Source organism: Methylocystis sp. (assembly GCF_051062815.1).
GTDB lineage: Bacteria > Pseudomonadota > Alphaproteobacteria > Rhizobiales > Beijerinckiaceae > Methylocystis.
The window spans coordinates 1-15,844 of sequence record NZ_JBPFDU010000004.1 but is presented as its reverse complement, the minus strand read 5'-3'; the positions used below and the strand labels follow the sequence as shown (position 1 = coordinate 15,844).

The 15,844-nt window shown below is 61.3% G+C and carries 16 protein-coding genes; 13 read left to right on the top strand and 3 right to left on the bottom strand.

Annotated features, from left to right (window positions below):
• Positions 1-13: 13 nt before the first annotated feature.
• Together ACR65W_RS00355 and ACR65W_RS00350 are read right to left on the bottom strand one after the other, a co-directional pair.
• On the bottom strand, positions 14-2,041 hold the full coding sequence (locus ACR65W_RS00355) for a thioredoxin domain-containing protein (RefSeq protein WP_434499212.1): 2,028 nt from the start codon (positions 2,039-2,041) through the stop codon (positions 14-16).
• A 202-nt stretch (positions 2,042-2,243) separates the two neighbouring features.
• Positions 2,244-2,546 (bottom strand): hypothetical protein, encoded by a 303-nt coding sequence (locus ACR65W_RS00350; protein ID WP_434499211.1) that lies wholly within the window; start codon positions 2,544-2,546, stop codon positions 2,244-2,246.
• Between the two features lie 402 nt (positions 2,547-2,948).
• On the opposite strand from ACR65W_RS00350, the gene ACR65W_RS00345 reads away from it, so the two are divergent.
• The 12 genes from ACR65W_RS00345 (at position 2,949) to ACR65W_RS00290 (ending at position 14,203) form a co-directional block, all read left to right on the top strand.
• On the top strand, positions 2,949-3,428 hold the full coding sequence (locus ACR65W_RS00345) for a tetratricopeptide repeat protein (protein ID WP_434499210.1): 480 nt from the start codon (positions 2,949-2,951) through the stop codon (positions 3,426-3,428).
• A 250-nt stretch (positions 3,429-3,678) separates the two neighbouring features.
• The gene (nifA, locus tag ACR65W_RS00340; RefSeq protein WP_434499209.1) at positions 3,679-5,463 is read left to right on the top strand and encodes a nif-specific transcriptional activator NifA; all 1,785 of its coding nucleotides are present in this window, start codon (positions 3,679-3,681) and stop codon (positions 5,461-5,463) included.
• Positions 5,464-5,726: 263 nt separating this feature from the next.
• Positions 5,727-5,921: a 4Fe-4S binding protein gene (locus tag ACR65W_RS00335; RefSeq protein WP_434497257.1), complete on the top strand. Its 195-nt coding sequence runs from the start codon at positions 5,727-5,729 to the stop codon at positions 5,919-5,921.
• Between the two features lie 26 nt (positions 5,922-5,947).
• Positions 5,948-6,703: a 4Fe4S-binding leucine-rich repeat protein gene (locus tag ACR65W_RS00330; RefSeq protein WP_434499208.1), complete on the top strand. Its 756-nt coding sequence runs from the start codon at positions 5,948-5,950 to the stop codon at positions 6,701-6,703.
• 12 nt (positions 6,704-6,715) lie between these two features.
• Positions 6,716-8,203: a Fe-S cluster assembly protein SufB gene (sufB, locus tag ACR65W_RS00325; protein ID WP_434497255.1), complete on the top strand. Its 1,488-nt coding sequence runs from the start codon at positions 6,716-6,718 to the stop codon at positions 8,201-8,203.
• Between the two features lie 26 nt (positions 8,204-8,229).
• Positions 8,230-8,988 (top strand): Fe-S cluster assembly ATPase SufC, encoded by a 759-nt coding sequence (gene sufC / locus ACR65W_RS00320; protein ID WP_018406747.1) that lies wholly within the window; start codon positions 8,230-8,232, stop codon positions 8,986-8,988.
• 3 nt (positions 8,989-8,991) lie between these two features.
• Positions 8,992-10,317, top strand: coding sequence for a Fe-S cluster assembly protein SufD (gene sufD / locus ACR65W_RS00315; protein WP_434502161.1), 1,326 nt, complete (start codon positions 8,992-8,994; stop codon positions 10,315-10,317).
• 471 nt (positions 10,318-10,788) lie between these two features.
• Positions 10,789-12,300, top strand: coding sequence for a nitrogenase cofactor biosynthesis protein NifB (nifB, locus tag ACR65W_RS00310; RefSeq protein ID WP_123177378.1), 1,512 nt, complete (start codon positions 10,789-10,791; stop codon positions 12,298-12,300).
• A gap of 35 nt (positions 12,301-12,335) precedes the next feature.
• Positions 12,336-12,560: a 4Fe-4S binding protein gene (locus ACR65W_RS00305; RefSeq protein WP_014892097.1), complete on the top strand. Its 225-nt coding sequence runs from the start codon at positions 12,336-12,338 to the stop codon at positions 12,558-12,560.
• Between the two features lie 11 nt (positions 12,561-12,571).
• A complete protein-coding gene (locus ACR65W_RS00300) occupies positions 12,572-12,910 on the top strand; it encodes a HesB/IscA family protein (protein WP_175094071.1) in 339 nt (112 codons plus the stop codon).
• Between the two features lie 11 nt (positions 12,911-12,921).
• Positions 12,922-13,455, top strand: coding sequence for a tetratricopeptide repeat protein (locus tag ACR65W_RS00295; protein ID WP_434499204.1), 534 nt, complete (start codon positions 12,922-12,924; stop codon positions 13,453-13,455).
• Positions 13,445-14,203 (top strand): 4Fe4S-binding leucine-rich repeat protein, encoded by a 759-nt coding sequence (locus ACR65W_RS00290; RefSeq protein ID WP_434499203.1) that lies wholly within the window; start codon positions 13,445-13,447, stop codon positions 14,201-14,203. The genes ACR65W_RS00295 and ACR65W_RS00290 overlap by 11 nt, the downstream gene beginning before the upstream one ends.
• 63 nt (positions 14,204-14,266) lie before the next feature.
• On the opposite strand, the gene ACR65W_RS00285 is transcribed toward ACR65W_RS00290, so the two are convergent.
• A complete protein-coding gene (locus ACR65W_RS00285) occupies positions 14,267-15,103 on the bottom strand; it encodes a YgfZ/GcvT domain-containing protein (protein WP_434499202.1) in 837 nt (278 codons plus the stop codon).
• A gap of 570 nt (positions 15,104-15,673) precedes the next feature.
• On the opposite strand from ACR65W_RS00285, the gene ACR65W_RS00280 reads away from it, so the two are divergent.
• Positions 15,674-15,844 (top strand): AAA family ATPase (locus ACR65W_RS00280; RefSeq protein ID WP_434502175.1); only part of this gene is annotated, 171 nt, incomplete at its 3' end.

Here is a 15,844-nt window from a genome sequence, read left to right as displayed (position 1 = left end):
CGCTTAAAGTGCGTCAGGTCTCGCGGAGAGCCGCCGCGAGCGCTTCGGGTTCGACGATCGGCAGCGAGCAGACCGTTCCCCGGCAGACATAAGCCGTGGCGCGGTCGCCGAGCAAGGTTTTGCCGAAAGCCGGATGCGCGCGAGGCAGCGTGGCCGCGGGCGCGATGACATTCAAGACCCGACCGGGCCGACTGACTCCGTAGATCACCCGTTTCAGCGCCGCCGTATCCGCGGCGTCCGATTCGCCAATCACGACAATCTGCAAGGCCTCTCGCAGCATTTCCATGCCGTTCAGCAATGATGAAAAACCAAGAACGCGCTCACGAATGGTCCCGGCAAAATCCTCCGCGATCGCCTCGGCGCGTTGCCGGTAGACGCTCTCGCCCGTCAAATAATAGAGCTGCGCGAGCACTTGCAGCATCATGCCATTGCCGGAGGGAAGGGCGGAATCCTCGGCGATTTTCACGCGCGCGATCAGCGTATCAGCGTCGTCGGCGGCATAAAAATAGCCGCCGGTTCGATCGCGATAATGATGCTCCACATGTTCGACCCAGCGCCGCCCGCATTCGAGATAGGACGGCGCGCCAGTTGCTTCATAGAGCGCCAGCGCCGCGCGGCACATCGCGGCGTAGTCGTCGAGGACGGCCATATGACGTGCGCGTCCGCATCGCCACGAATGGAGCAGACGACCATCGTTCGTCGTCATCGCGTCCTTGACGAAATTGAAGGCCTCGATGGCGATATCGAGCCAGTCCCCACGTTCAAACACGCAAGCCGCCTTCGCGATGGCGGCGATCGTCAATCCATTCCAGTCCGCCAGAACCTTATCGTCGCATCCTGGCCTCACGCGGCGCTCGCGCACCAGGAACAAGGCGGCGCGGTCTCGCGCCAGCGCCGCCTCGGTCTCCTCTTCCAGCAGCTCCATTGATCCGAGGCGATTGAGAACGGATTTGCCGTGTTCCCAGTTGCCTTCGCGGCTGACGCCATAGGCGCGCTCGAAGACCGGCGCGCGCGCGCCCAGCGCGTCTCGTATTTCGGTTTCGCTCCACGCGTAGAACTTGCCTTCTTCGCCTTCGCTGTCGGCGTCGAGACTGCTGGCGAACCCGCCGCCTGGCGCGCGCATCTCGCGCGTCATCCACTCGATTGTCTCTGTCACGCGCAGGCGATACAGTTCACGCCGTTCGTCTTGCCAGACCTCCGTCAGCAGTTCGATCAGCTGAGCGTTGTCGTAGAGCATTTTTTCAAAATGCGGCACGAGCCATCGATTGTCGGTCGAGTAGCGGGCGAAGCCGCCGCCCAAATGGTCGTAGACGCCGCCTTGCGAGATATGATCGAGCGTCAAAACGACGGCTTGCCGCAATGACTCGCGACCCGTTCGCTTCCAGGCCCTCCAGAGAAAGTCCAGGCTGGACGGCTGCGGAAATTTTGGCGCCGCCCCGAAGCCGCCGTTGACGTAATCGAGCCGTTGCTCCAACTGCGCGCAAATGCTCTCGACGAGGTGGGGAGAGACCGGCTCTCCGGGAATCGTTTCGGACAGGCTGGCCAGTCCCGCGCTGAGCTCGGCGACATTATGTTCGATCGCATTCGCGCGCGTGCGCCACAGCTCCGCGATGGTTTTTAAAAGCTCGGCGAATCCGGGTCTTCCGCCCTGCGCAAAGGGCGGAAAATATGTGCCGCCCCAGAAGGGCCGGCCATCAGGCGTGAGAAACATCGTCAGAGGCCAACCGCCGCGCTGGCCCATCATCATCAGGGCCTGCTGATACAAATAGTCGACGTCCGGCCGTTCTTCGCGATCCACCTTCACATTGATGAAAGATTCATTCATCAACGCCGCGATTTCGGGGTCATCGAACGATTCATGCGCCATCACATGGCACCAATGACAGGCGGCGTAGCCGGACGAGAGCAATATCGGTTTGCCCGTCTGCTTGGCGAGCGCGAGCGTTTCCGCGCTCCAAGCCTGCCAGTGCACCGGATTGTGCTGGTGCTGCAACAAATAGGGGCTGGTCTCTTGACCGAGCCGATTGCGCTCGACGCTCATGGAGCGGTCCTCCGTGTGCGGATTACATACGGCTGCCGGACGTCGAGCGCCATTCGCTGCTGGAGGATTTCGCCGCTACGCCGCAGGCGAGGGGGTTCGTTGAGCAAAGCGGCGCGGTGGTGGGAAGAGTCGTTTCCGGGATGCGAGAATCGCGCGCGGCGCCTGGTTCCGCCTTGATCGGCTCATTGGCGCCGCGCGTTGGTCAATGTGGGGCGACTTCGTTGCTCGGGAGCACGTCGCGGATGCGCTTGCCTTCCACCCAGACGAAAGCCCCGTCGGCGTCAGCGCAGGCGATGTCCTGTTCGGCGATCAGCTTGTCGCAGAGCATGATGCAAATGGCGTCGATCGGCGCGTCTCTGTCGTTTTCCTCGGTCATGCGGTCGATCGAGATTTCACCCATCTCCTCGTCATCGATCAAATGGATGATAAACACTTCCTCATGGCCGGGAGAGCCATGCGCATTCACCCGGAAGGTTTCCCCCTTGTAGCGGAATTCGCGTATCATTCCTGGCCCTTTTTCATTTGCTTGGTTATGTCCGCGTTTCGCGCCTTGGCGTTCGGGCGACTCCCGCGTGCCCGGCGCGCACGCAAACTGCGTGCCATTTGTGCGTCGTTGACCCTCGTTTTGCGCGAAGAGTCAGTGAAATTGCTTTTGAATGAGGCAAGAAGCGCTCAGGCGATTAGAAAAGCGCCATGCCAATGCCCGCCGAAGACATCCGACCTCTGATAAGCGTGGATGGCGTGGTCGTCGCAGCGCAGCGCGATTTCGCCAGACTGTCTTCTTGCTAATGATCATACCGCCGTCGGCGTCGGCGTCGTCGCCGGCGCGAAAGTCGGCGATGCGTTTTGCGAATCGCCGACTACGATGTCTCTCGCTATGTGGCTCGGTGATTGCTTTGAGCCGGCCATGAACACTTTGCGCGCCGACGCTGACGTCGTGAACTTCGGCGAACTCGACCCAAAGACCAACGATCTCCTGCAGCAGGGCGTCGTCGCCTATCGGACCGACCGTGAGAAGGCCGACAACCTGTTCAAGCAGGCGTTGGCGCTGACGCCGCAGGAGCTGGCGCCCTATTACTGCCTCTACAAAATCCACACCTATATGGGCAGTCTCGACTACGCCGCTGACGTCGCCGCGCAAGGCATGAAGGAGGCCACGCGTCAGGCGGGTTGGCCGAGCGATCCTACGGCGTGGCCGGCGACGGCCGAGGCGCATGACGGGCCGGCGCGCTTCGCTCTCTATACGCTGAAGGCGCTGAGCTTCATCGAATTGAAGCGCGGTCGCAGCGACACCGCAATGGAATATCTCGATATCCTCTCCCGCGCCGATCCGCAGGGCAGCGTCGGCTGGAAGGTGATCGAGGAATTGGCGCAGGGCAGCGTGTAATCGATGCGCATGACACGGCCATGTCGCAACCTCAACAAAACGTCGCGCGAATGTCACGCTTCGGCCGTTACCGCGCCGCCCTTGTCGCAAACCCGACATCGCGCGCTGCGCTGGGGCGACACGGCGCTGCTTTGCGTGGTTCTTGCATAAAACAAACTATGAACCGCGTGAGACGATCGGAATCGATCCTCGCATGTGCGAACGGAAACCCTGGCTTCGGGCTGACGGTGGCTGTTCGAGGAAGGCGGCCATGGACGACGTAGCCACTTCACGCTCTATGCTCACGGAAGGCGTGGCGGCAAAGCCGCCGCGGGCGAGACCCCCGTCCGCCGATACGGCGCTGCTCGGCATTTATGAAATCTCAAAAATCCTGACCGCGCCGGCCCGCCTCGAGCAGACGCTGGGCAATGTCGTCGCCGTGCTCAGCTCCTTCCTCGACATGAAATTGGGGATGATCACGATCCTCGATCAGCATGGCAATCCGGAGATCGTCGCGACCTCGGGTTGGACCAGCCACGACGGCGGCAAGCCGCTTGACACGCTGCCAGCCAAAGTGATCGACCGGCTTGTCGCCACCGCCATGCCTGTCATTGTCGAGGACGTGTCCCGCGACCCCTTATTCGCGACGGCCGCAGGGACGATCACCCGGGCGGTCGGCGCGAAAGTCTCCTTCCTTGCCGTTGCGATCAAGAGCGATAGCCGCGTCGTTGGGACGTTGTCGATCAATCGCACGTCAGAAGATTGGATCTCCTACGCTTTCGACGCCGATCTGCGCTTATTGACGATGATCGCCAATCTGATCGGCCAAACGGTGAAGCTGCACCGCATGTTTTCGGCCGACCGGCAGCGGCTGCTGAACGAATGCAGCACGCTGGAGAAGGCGCTGGTCTCGTGCCTGCCGAAGGAGATTCGTGGAGAGCGGCCCGACGTCGCCGGCATCATCGGCGAGAGCCCGGCGATCATGGAAGTGCTCGACACCATCGCCATCGTCGCGAAGTCCAATTCGACCGTGCTGCTGCGCGGCGAGAGCGGCACAGGCAAGGAACTTTTTGCGCGCGCGGTGCACGACCTGTCCCGCCGCAGCGCCAAGCCCTTCGTTAAGCTGAACTGCGCCGCGCTGCCCGAAAGCGTTCTCGAGTCGGAGTTGTTCGGTCATGAACGCGGCGCTTTCACGGGCGCCGTCGCGCAGCGTGCGGGTCGCTTCGAACTGGCCAATGGCGGCACGCTGCTGCTCGACGAAATCGGCGAAATCTCTCCCGCCTTCCAGGCGAAGCTGCTGCGTGTGCTGCAGGAAGGCGAATTCGAGCGGGTTGGTGGGTCCAAGACCTTGAAGGTCAATGTCCGATTCGTTTTCGCGACCAACAAGAATCTGGAAGAGGCCGTCGACAAGGGCGAATTCCGCGCCGACCTCTATTATCGCATCAGCGTCGTGCCGGTGTTCCTGCCGCCGCTGCGCGAACGGCCTGGCGACGTTTCGCTGCTGGCGCAGAATTTCATCGAGACGTTCAACAGCGAAAACGATCAAAAGCACGAACTCTCGGCGAGCGCCATTGAGACGCTGCAACGCTGCTACTTCCCGGGCAACGTGCGCGAACTGGAAAATTGCGTGCGCCGCACGGCGACTTTGGCGCGCGACGAAACCATCGTCGATCATGATTTCGCCTGCGCCTCCGGCAAATGCCTCTCGGCCTTGCTGTGGACCAGCAGCGCCAGCGGCGCCTATCCGCATGCGCATCCCGAACCGGCCGCCTTGCGCGCCCCGGCTCCGCCTGAGGAGATCGCCGCGGCGAGCCGCGGCGCAGCGGCGTCGGCTCCCACCTTCGACAAGGAGACCTCGTCGCGGCTGGGCGTTGCCGGGGAGGAGGAGGGCGACGGGTTTGCGTCCTCCCGCAAGATGATCGACCGCGAGCGCCTCATCGAAGGCATGGAGAAGGCCGCCTGGGTCCAGGCCAAGGCTGCGCGTCTGCTCGGCCTGTCGCTGCGCCAGGTCAATTATGCGCTGAAGAAATACAACATCGAAATAAAGCGCATCTGACCGCATCCAGCGATTGTCGCATTTACAACATTTGTTCAGTTCATGCGGCCAAGCGGGCTGCTTCGTTCCACCCGAAGGGTTCAACGAACGCGCCCGGAGGGGGACGGACCAAACCGGCCTTCGCCCGCGAGTTTGCAGGCGGGCATGCGATCGTCTGCTTCATCCCGCGGCTTGCCGTTGGAGGCAAACAGGCGGGGTTCGCGACTGGCATGCGATTTGAAGGGAGTGGAAAAGCTTGCAGTGAATCCATGAGGAATCGCGACATGGCGTACAAAATTATCGCCTCACAATGCACCGTGTGCGGGGCTTGCGAATTCGAATGTCCCAATGCGGCGATCCGCCTCAAGAACGACATGTACATCATCGACCCGAAGAAATGCACCGAGTGCGAGGGGCATTTCGACTCGCCGCAATGTGCGGTCGTCTGCCCCGTCGAAAACACATGTGTGCCGGCATAGCGCTCTAAGTGCGGCCGAGCGGGGCGATGCATCGCATGGATCGCATGGACGCCGTCGACTGGCTTGGAAACTTCCTGTCCTGCCGCGATTGTCCGCATGGGGAGATTCGCGAGAAAGGCCTTTGTGATCTCGGCCAGATTTGCGTGCGCGACCGAAGGGCCCGCCGCATAGACAGGTTCTTCGCCGCGAGTCCGCAAGAATCTGCGAAATATCTCGATCATCCCTATTTTGAACTGCGCGTCGGCGCGGTGAAATATGCGAGCGTCTTTCAGTTGGGCGCGCTGATCGATGACGAGGAGCCGGACGTCAGAGCCATGGTGGCGCAACGTCTGCCGTTGCGACTCGCCGAAAAACTGATCGGAGACTGCGACCGCAAGGTGCGCATGGCGATGGCCCAGCGAGTCGAGGGCGCTTGCCTCGTGAAGCTGCTCTTCGATGAAGACAGCGGCGTGCGCCTGATCGCGGCGCGCCGCGCGCCGCCCGATATCCTCGCCGGCGCGACGAGCGATGACGATCCGCAGGTGCGATGCGAAGCGGCGCGCCGGATTGCCCTCGACAAGCTTCCGGCCATGGCGCGCGATCCCGAACCCCGCGTGCGCATGATTATTGCAGAGCGGTTGGCGCCGGCGCAGCTGGGGCTGCTCGTCGCCGACGACGATTTACGAGTCCGCTTCCTGGTGGCGGAGCGATGCGGGACGGAATTGCTGGCGCGTCTGCGCGACGATCCTGATCCGGAAGTGAGGCGCCTCGTCCAGGCGCGCCTGGACGAAGCGCAACAGTGAACGGAGAGCGAAATGGCGGCGGTGCAAGAGACAGTTGAACAGGTTCGCCGTGTCGGCGCTGATCAATATAAATACGGCTTCGTCACCGACATCGAGTCCGACCTCGCCCCGAAGGGTCTTTCCGAAGAGGTGATCCGCTTCATCTCAGCGAAGAAGGACGAGCCGGAATGGATGCTCGAATGGCGGCTCGAAGCCTATCGCCGCTGGCTGACGATGACCGAGCCGAAATGGGCGCGCGTTGACTACCCGGCGATCGACTATCAGGATCTCTATTATTATGCGGCGCCGAAATCGACGGCGGGTCCGAAATCGCTCGACGAAGTCGACCCGGAGCTGCTGCGCACATACGAAAAACTCGGCATTCCGCTGCATGAGCGCGAAATTCTCGCCGGCGTCGAACGACCGGAGGGCGAAGAGCGCCCGCGCGTCGCCGTCGACGCGGTATTCGACTCGGTCTCCGTCGCAACGACATTCAAGGAGGAGCTGAAGAAGGTCGGGGTGATCTTCTGCCCGATCTCGGAGGCGCTGCGCGAGCATCCCGAACTGGTGCGCAAATATCTCGGCACCGTGGTGCCCACTTCTGATAATTATTTTGCGACGCTGAACAGCGCGGTGTTTTCGGACGGCTCTTTCGTCTACATCCCGCCGGGCGTGCGCTGCCCGATGGAATTGTCGACCTATTTTCGGATCAACGAAAAGAATACTGGGCAGTTCGAGCGGACGCTCATCATCGCCGACCGCGGGTCCTACGTTAGCTATCTCGAAGGCTGCACCGCGCCCAAGCGCGACGAGAACCAGTTGCACGCGGCGGTGGTCGAACTCGTGACGCTCGACGACGCCGAAATCAAATATTCGACCGTGCAGAATTGGTATCCGGGCGACGAGAACGGCAAGGGCGGAATCTATAATTTCGTGACGAAGCGCGGCGATTGCCGCGGCGCCAATTCGAAGATCAGCTGGACGCAGGTCGAGACCGGCTCGGCGATCACCTGGAAATATCCGAGCTGCGTGTTGCGCGGCGATAACTCGCGCGGCGAATTTTACTCCATCGCGATCTCCAACGGTCGCCAGCAGGTCGACTCCGGCACCAAGATGATCCATCTCGGCAAGGGCACGACGAGCCGTATCATCTCCAAGGGCATTTCCGCCGGCCGCTCGTCAAACGCCTATCGCGGCCTCGTCTCGGCGCATCGCAAGGCGGAGGGCGCCCGCAATTTCACGAATTGCGACTCGCTGCTCATCGGCGACGCCTGCAGCGCGCACACGATCCCCTACATCGAAGCGAAGAACCCGTCCTGCGTGTTCGAGCATGAGGCGACGACCTCGAAAATCTCGGAGGACGTCTTGTTCTACTGCATGCAGCGCGGACTATCGCAGGAAGACGCGACCGCGCTGGTGGTCAATGGGTTCGTGCGCGACGTGTTGCAGCAACTGCCGATGGAATTCGCGGTCGAAGCGCAAAAGCTGATCTCGGTCAGTCTCGAAGGCAGCGTCGGCTGACGCCTCTATAGAGTGGGAGTGGTGGAATGACGGCGCTACTGGAAATTCGCGACCTCAAGGCCGAGATTGCCGGGAAGCAGATCCTGAACGGCTATGACCTCACCGTGAAGGCGGGTGAGGTGCATGCGATCATGGGGCCGAACGGCTCGGGCAAATCGACGCTGTCCTATGTGCTCTCCGGCCGGCCCGGTTATAAAATCACCGAGGGGCAGGCGCTGCTCGCCGGCGCCGATCTGTCACAGATGAGCGTCGATGAACGCGCCGCGGCCGGTCTGTTCCTCGCCTTTCAATATCCGCTGGAGGTGCCGGGCGTCGCTACGATGACCTTCTTGCGCGCCGCGCTCAACGCGCAGCGCAAGAAACGCGGCGAGGAGGAAATGTCTTCGCCCGATCTGATCAAGCGCGTCAAGGAACTCGCCAAGATTCTCGACATGGACATGGAGATGCTGCGGCGTCCGGTGAACGTCGGCTTCTCGGGCGGTGAGAAGAAGCGGGCCGAGACGCTGCAGATGATGCTGCTTGAACCCAAGCTGTGTATCCTGGATGAGACCGACTCTGGACTCGACATCGACGCGCTGAAAGTCGTCTCCAACGGCGTCAATCAATTGCGCTCGAAGGACCGCGGCATCGTTGTGATCACCCATTATCAGCGTCTGCTCGATTACATCACGCCGGATGTCGTTCATGTGCAGTCGGCTGGCCGAATCGTGCGGACCGGCGGGAAGGAACTTGCCCTGGAGCTCGAAGAAACGGGCTACGCGCGCTATCAAAGCGAGGCGGCTTAAGTCATGGGCAACGCACCGATCACTCCCGCGCGCAAACTCACCGACGCCGAGGCTCGGCTGGCGGAAATCTTCGCCATGCAGCAAAGCGCCGGCGCGCCGCAACTTGCCAAGCTGCGCACCGCCGCCTTCGACGCCTTTGCCAAGACGGGCCTGCCCAACCGACGGGATGAGGCATGGAAATACACGGATTTGCGCGCTCTGCTGCGCGACGTGAAGCCCCTGGCCGCGCCGCCGGAAGATAGCGCGAAGCAAAGCGCGCGCAATACGGCAGTTCTTGAGGGAGTCGCGGCGCGGCGGCTCGTCTTCGTCGGCGGCTATTTCGTTCCGGCGCTTTCCGATCTTGGCGATTTGGAAGCAGGGTTGAGCGTCGTGTCGCTGTCGGAGGCCTTGGCCAAAGGCGACGCCGCGACGACCGCGCAGATCGGGAATGTGGGCGAGGTCGACGATCCGGCCTTCGCGCTCAACACGGCTTTCATGGGCGAAGGCGTCGTCATTCGCGTTGGCGCCGGCGTATGCGTGGACAGGCCGATACAATTGGTTTTCGTGGCGGGTGCGCAGCCGGCGACCTATTTCTTGCGCTCGCTCGTCATCGTTGAAAAAGGCGCGCGGGCGACTCTGATCGAGAGCTTCGAGGGCGAAACGGCGCAGGAATATCATGTGAACGCCGCGACCGAGGTTGTGCTGGAAGAGGGCGCGTCGCTCGAGCGGCTCAAGATCAGCCACGAAGGCGCCGCGGCGATGCATGTCTCGACCTTCGTCGCCTCGCTCGCCGCCGATGCCCGGCTGAGCGACTTCGGGTTCAATCTCGGCGGCGCCGTGTTGCGCAACCAGTCCTTCATCAACATTAACGGGCAGGGAGCCCATGCCGGCCTGCGCGGGGCCAACATATTGAAGGGCAAGGAGCACGCCGACGCGACCTTGTTTTTCGACCATGCGGCGGAACGTTCGGAAAGCAAGGCGCTGTTCAAATCCGTGCTGGACGACTCGTCGCAGGCGGTGTTTCAGGGGAAGATCCTGGTTCGGCCCGGCGCGCAAAAGACCGACGCGCGCATGATGGCCCGTACCCTGTTGTTGTCCGAAGGGGCGCAGGCCAACTGCAAGCCGGAGCTGGAAATCTTCGCCGACGACGTGCAATGCGCACATGGTTCGACCGTCGGCGCGCTGGACGAGAACTTGATTTTCTACCTGATGGCGCGCGGAATTCCCCAAGCGGAAGCCCAATCGCTGCTGACGGAAGCCTTCGTCGGGGAAGTGATCGACGCCGTGGAGAATCGCAGCGTTCGAGACGCTCTATTGGCGCTCGTTTCCGAGCGGCTGAGAACGCGATAAAGATTCCAAACCTGTGAGCGACGCATCATATGGCGTCGCGCGGTTGCGTCGAGACGCTCCGATCTGGACGTAAAAATCCACGGTAGCCGCTCGTCTATCTGGACAATGCGGCGTCGGCGCAAATGCCTCGACATGGATAATGCGGCAGATGCTCGTCTCAGCGCATGAGCAGCCCAGCGCCACCGAACCTGTCCACGATGTTGAATCTGTAACAAGCATCGCCACACAGAATGTAGGGACGTGTTTGAATATTTACATTGTTGGTTCACGTTATATCTCTGATTAATAAAGGGAATTGTTAGTTGAGGCGCTGGCATGGTTGTTGCGATCCCTCCAACAAACAGATGCAACGGTGCGTCTCAGCCGAGAGTCGGCATAGGCGACTTTGCAGCGATAGAAGGAAGCAAAGCCATGACGTCTCTGGATGTGGGAACGGCGGAGGCAGCTGAAGGGGTGAACGCGGCGGTCGCCATGGGCGACGTGATGCAGAAGATCGCCGAGCACAAGGGTTGCGGCACGTCGGGCGGCAGCGGCAAGGCGAGCTGCGGTTCTGGCGCCGGAGAGGGCGACCTGCCGACGGAGATTTGGGAGAAGGTCAAGAACCACCCCTGCTACAGCGAAGAGGCGCACCACCATTATGCGCGCATGCATGTCGCCGTCGCGCCCGCTTGCAACATCCAGTGCAACTATTGCAACCGCAAGTATGATTGCGCCAATGAATCGCGTCCCGGCGTCGTCAGCGAGAAGCTGACCCCAGAGCAGGCCGCGAAGAAAGTTTTGGCCGTCGCCTCCACCATTCCGCAGATGACGGTTCTGGGCATCGCTGGCCCGGGCGATCCACTCGCCAATCCGGAAAAAACCTTCAAGACATTCGATCTGATCTCGCGCACCGCGCCGGATATCAAGCTCTGCCTGTCGACCAATGGCCTCGCATTGCCGGATCACGTCGACACGATCGCCGGCTACAACGTCGATCACGTGACGATCACCATCAACATGGTTGATCCGGAAATCGGCGCCAAGATCTATCCCTGGGTGTTCTGGAAGCATAAGCGCTACACCGGCGTCGAAGCGGCGAAGCTCCTCACCGACCGCCAGCTGCAGGGCCTGGAAATGCTCACCGAGCGCGGCATTCTGTGCAAGGTGAATTCGGTGATGATCCCCGGGATCAACGACAAGCACCTCGTCGAAGTGAACAAGGCCGTCAAATCTCGCGGCGCGTTCTTGCACAACATCATGCCGCTGATCTCGGCTCCGGAGCACGGCACGGTGTTCGGCCTCAACGGCCAGCGCGGTCCGTCGGCGCAAGAGCTGAAGGCGCTGCAGGACAGCTGTGAAGGCGAGATGAATATGATGCGCCACTGCCGCCAGTGCCGCGCCGACGCGGTTGGCCTGCTGGGCGAGGATCGCAGCGCTGAGTTCACCACGGAAAAGATCATGGCGATGGAGGTCGATTACGATCTCGAGTCCCGCAAGGCCTATCAAGAGAAGGTTGAAGAAGAGCGCGTCGCCAAGGTGGCCGCGAAGCAGGAAGAATTGGCGACGCTGGCCGGCGCGGCGAGCGACATCAAGTTGCTGATCGCGGTGGCGACGAAGGGTTCGGGCCTCATCAACGAACATTTCGGTCACGCCAAAGAGTTCCAGGTCTACGAGCTCTCGACCTCGGGCGCGAAATTCGTCGGACATCGCCGCGTCGATCTCTACTGCCAGGGCGGATATGGCGACGAGGACAGTCTGGAGACGGTTATCCGCGCCATCAACGACTGCCATGCGGTGTTCGTCGCGAAGATCGGCGGCTGCCCGAAGAACGACCTGATCAAGGCCGGGATCGAGCCCGTCGATCAATTCGCCCACGAGTTCATCGAGAAGTCGGCGATCGCCTGGTTCAAGGCCTACCTCGACAAGGTGAACAGCGGCGAAATCGAACATCAGGAGCGCGGCGACGCCGAAATCCGTCAGGGCGCGCTCATCAACGCGGCCTGAGACATGCGTCAAGGAACCAAGCTAAGGAGCAAGACATGACGCTTAAGATCATCGCGTCGCAGTGCACGAGCTGTTCGGCCTGCGAGCCGGAATGCCCGAATGTGGCGATCACCGAGAAGAACGGCACATTCGTCATCGATCCCAAGAAATGCACGGAATGCATCGGCCATTTTGACGCGCCGCAATGCGCGGCCGTCTGCCCGGTCGACAACACTTGCGTGATCGACAATGCCTATCCGCGTTACCAAGCGCCGGCTTGAGGAGGCCTGCAATGAAATTTACGCTTACGCCGGCCGCACAAAAATTTATCCGGCGAATGATCCAGTTCAGCGTCAATCCAGGGGGCGGCTTTCGCTTGATGGTGTCGCCAGGGGGATGCTCGGGGCTCAGCGCGCTGTTTGACGTCGAAGCCGCGCCGCGCGCCGGCGATCAGGAATTCGTCGTCGAAGGCGTGAAGTTCTTCCTGCCGGCCGAAAGCCGCCTGCTGCTCGATGGCGTCACGATCGATTTCGCCGATTCCTCTTCGAGCGGGGGGCTCGTCTTTCACGATCCAAAGAACACGGGATCGTGCAAGAGCACCGGCGGGCCCGTGGTGGAGCATGTCCATTAAAGGCGCGCGTCATGGTGAATGGCGAGCAAGCCGCTCTAAGCCCCGACGAGAAGGAACTTCTCGCCGGGGCGCTGCTTGGCGAGGGCCTGCCGCTGGAGGCCGAAGAGTTTCTGCATCTCGCCAGCGAAACCTACGCCGACTCTGAAACGGCGGAGCGTTACTTACGCCAGGCCCAGCAATGGGCGCCGGATCACGCCGCGGTGCTGATCGGCTTCTATCGCTTTTACTTTTACAAAGGCAGATTGCGGGAAGCATTGGAGATCGCCAATCGCTGTCTCGAAAAAGCCGCGCGCGAAAACAACATGCCGCGGGATTGGCGACGCGCCTCGGCGCAGGACGCGGTTTTTGATCGCTATGACGAAATGCTGCCGCGGTTCTTTCTGTTTACCTTGAAGGGCTACGCCTATCTGCAGATGCGCCTGGGCGAGTTCGAGGAAAGCCGGATCGCCATCGCCAAGCTTCTCGAACTCGATCCAACTGACAAGATTGGCGCCAAGGTTCTTCTCGGCGTTCTCGATAGAATCGGCCTCGAAGATGACGCGTGAGATCGATGAAGCGCGCGACTGGCGCGGTTTGGATGTCGACTGTGCGAACTGCGCGCATGGAGACCTGCTGGCCGCCGGGCGATGCGAATTGCGCAAAGCCTGCGTACACGACCGATATGCGCGGCGCATCGATCGCTTCTTCAATTGGAATCCCGAGCTCGCCGACGGCTACCTCTCGCATCCACATTTCGAAGTGCGCGCCATAGCGGCGAAATTCGCCAATCCGTTTCTCTTGCCGCGCTTATTGTCGGATCCCGATGAAACCGTGCGCAGGGAAGCCGTGCGGCGATTGCCTGCGCGCTATCAATGCGAATTGCGCAAAGATCCGCATCGCGAAGTGCGCATCCGCGTCGCCACGCTGCTCGATGATCCAGACCTTCTGCCGATGATGCAGGATGAGGATTATTACGTGCGGATCGTCATCGCGCGGAAGGTCGCGCCGGCGCTGCTGGTGATGATGTTCGATGACCCGGAAGTGGAAGTCCGGCGTATCGTCGCGCAACGGATCGACGTTCAGTGGCTCGGGCGAATGTGTCGAGATTCGAACGCCGAAGTGCGCCTTGAAGCGGCGCAAAGGATGACGCCCGAACAATTGTCGGATTTGAGAGATGACGTCGATTGGCGTGTGCGCCATTACGTCGCGACCAGACTGAACGTGGAAGAAATCGGACATTTGATCAATGACAGCGATCCACTCGTCGCGGAAGCCGCCCGCGAGCGTCTCGCGGGCGAAGCATTGAAGGGATGACCGCCTGCCGACGACGTCGCGCCATCGGCGCCGCCGCGCCGCCGCATCAGTTTTAAGCCGGCTTCAACTCGCTGCCCGCTCCACAACGAATTCCAAGGACGCGCCGCCGGCAGTCAGGACCGTTCCGGCCGCCATAGCGTCGGCGAGCCTGTCCAGGCGGATCAATGCAAGGCCCCGATCGCCGCTGTGCGAGCCCGCCACGCCGATTTCGATCTCGCCCGCCATGACTTTTGTTCCCGGCGCTGGAGCTTCACCTTCCACATGGTAAGGGGTCACGCGCTTGCGCGCGAGATTGCGATGCTTCGTGCGCGAGACCACTTCCTGGCCGATATAGCATCCCTTGGTGAAATCAACGCCGGCGAGCAGGTCCATGTTGGCTTCGTGCGGAAATGCGGCGCCATAGGCGAAATCAACCCCGCCTTGCGGCACGCCCGCGGCGATGCGCGCCGCCTCATAGTCTTCGCGGGCGTCTTCCGCCTTTGTGCCGCGCGGCGCGATCAGCCGCCAGCCCAGCGTCGCGGAGCGCGGGTCCCGCGCGATCGCCAGCGCGGGAATTTCGGGTCGCGCCTCGCCGAGAACGGCGAAGGCTGCGAGTTCGTCGCTTTTGGATGTGACGCTCACCGACGCGCGCAATTTGTACATGCCGAGGCGGCGCAGGAGATCCGGCTCCAAGCTGCTCGGGCAATCGAGCAAATAGCGGCGCGTCTCGCCCTCGCCTTCGACGAAGACCAGGAAGTCGACCAATATCTTGCCCTGCGGCGCCAGCAGCGCGCTAAAGCGGGCTTCGCCGGGGGCGAGTTTGGCGATGTCGTTGGTGACGAGATTATGCAAGAATTTCGTCGCGTCGGCCCCGGCAATTTCGACAACGCCGCGATCCTGCAGGCTGATGACTGCTGACATTGTGTCTTATGCTCCAACCGCGTCTGTAAGCCGCCGCGGTTTGTCGTAAGCGCGCGACTCGCCGGATCGACTCTGGAAGCAACAATGTTGCCATTTGGCGTTTTTGACGATGCCGAACCTTTCACAGCCAAACGGTCTGGTGCGGGAAAGGCGGACGTGCGGCTCCAACCGCGAGCGGAAACGCACATCATTTGCGCCACGCCTCAAGGCTCGTCATCGCGCCGGCTCTCTCAAGGAAGCCTTTGCGAACGACGCTACGACGACGAAAAAGATCACAAAAAGCGTCGACCGCCGTCGGCAATAACTTTGTCGTCCACATCACATCGTTGTTAGCTTTTTGACATCGCACAACCCGTCGATGGCCTTCATCAACTAATTGTTTTTAAGAGGTATTAATTTTGCAATCGAACTCAGCAAGTGCTGGCATGGACATTGCGAAAGACGGACCGGCTCGAGAATCGAGGGCCGTCGAAGAGAACCTCTTACTGGGAGTCCTTCTCTAACTCGGCAGCGAAGCAAGGCGCCGCGAGAGAGCTGCGGCAATGAGTAGGGGCCCAAGAGGAGACAGACATGTCGTCACTACGGCAAATCGCATTTTACGGCAAAGGGGGCATCGGCAAGTCGACGACGTCCCAGAACACGCTGGCCGCTCTGGCCGAGATGGGTCATCGCATTTTGATCGTGGGCTGCGATCCGAAGGCGGACTCGACGCGCCTCATCCTGCACGCCAAGGCGCAGGAC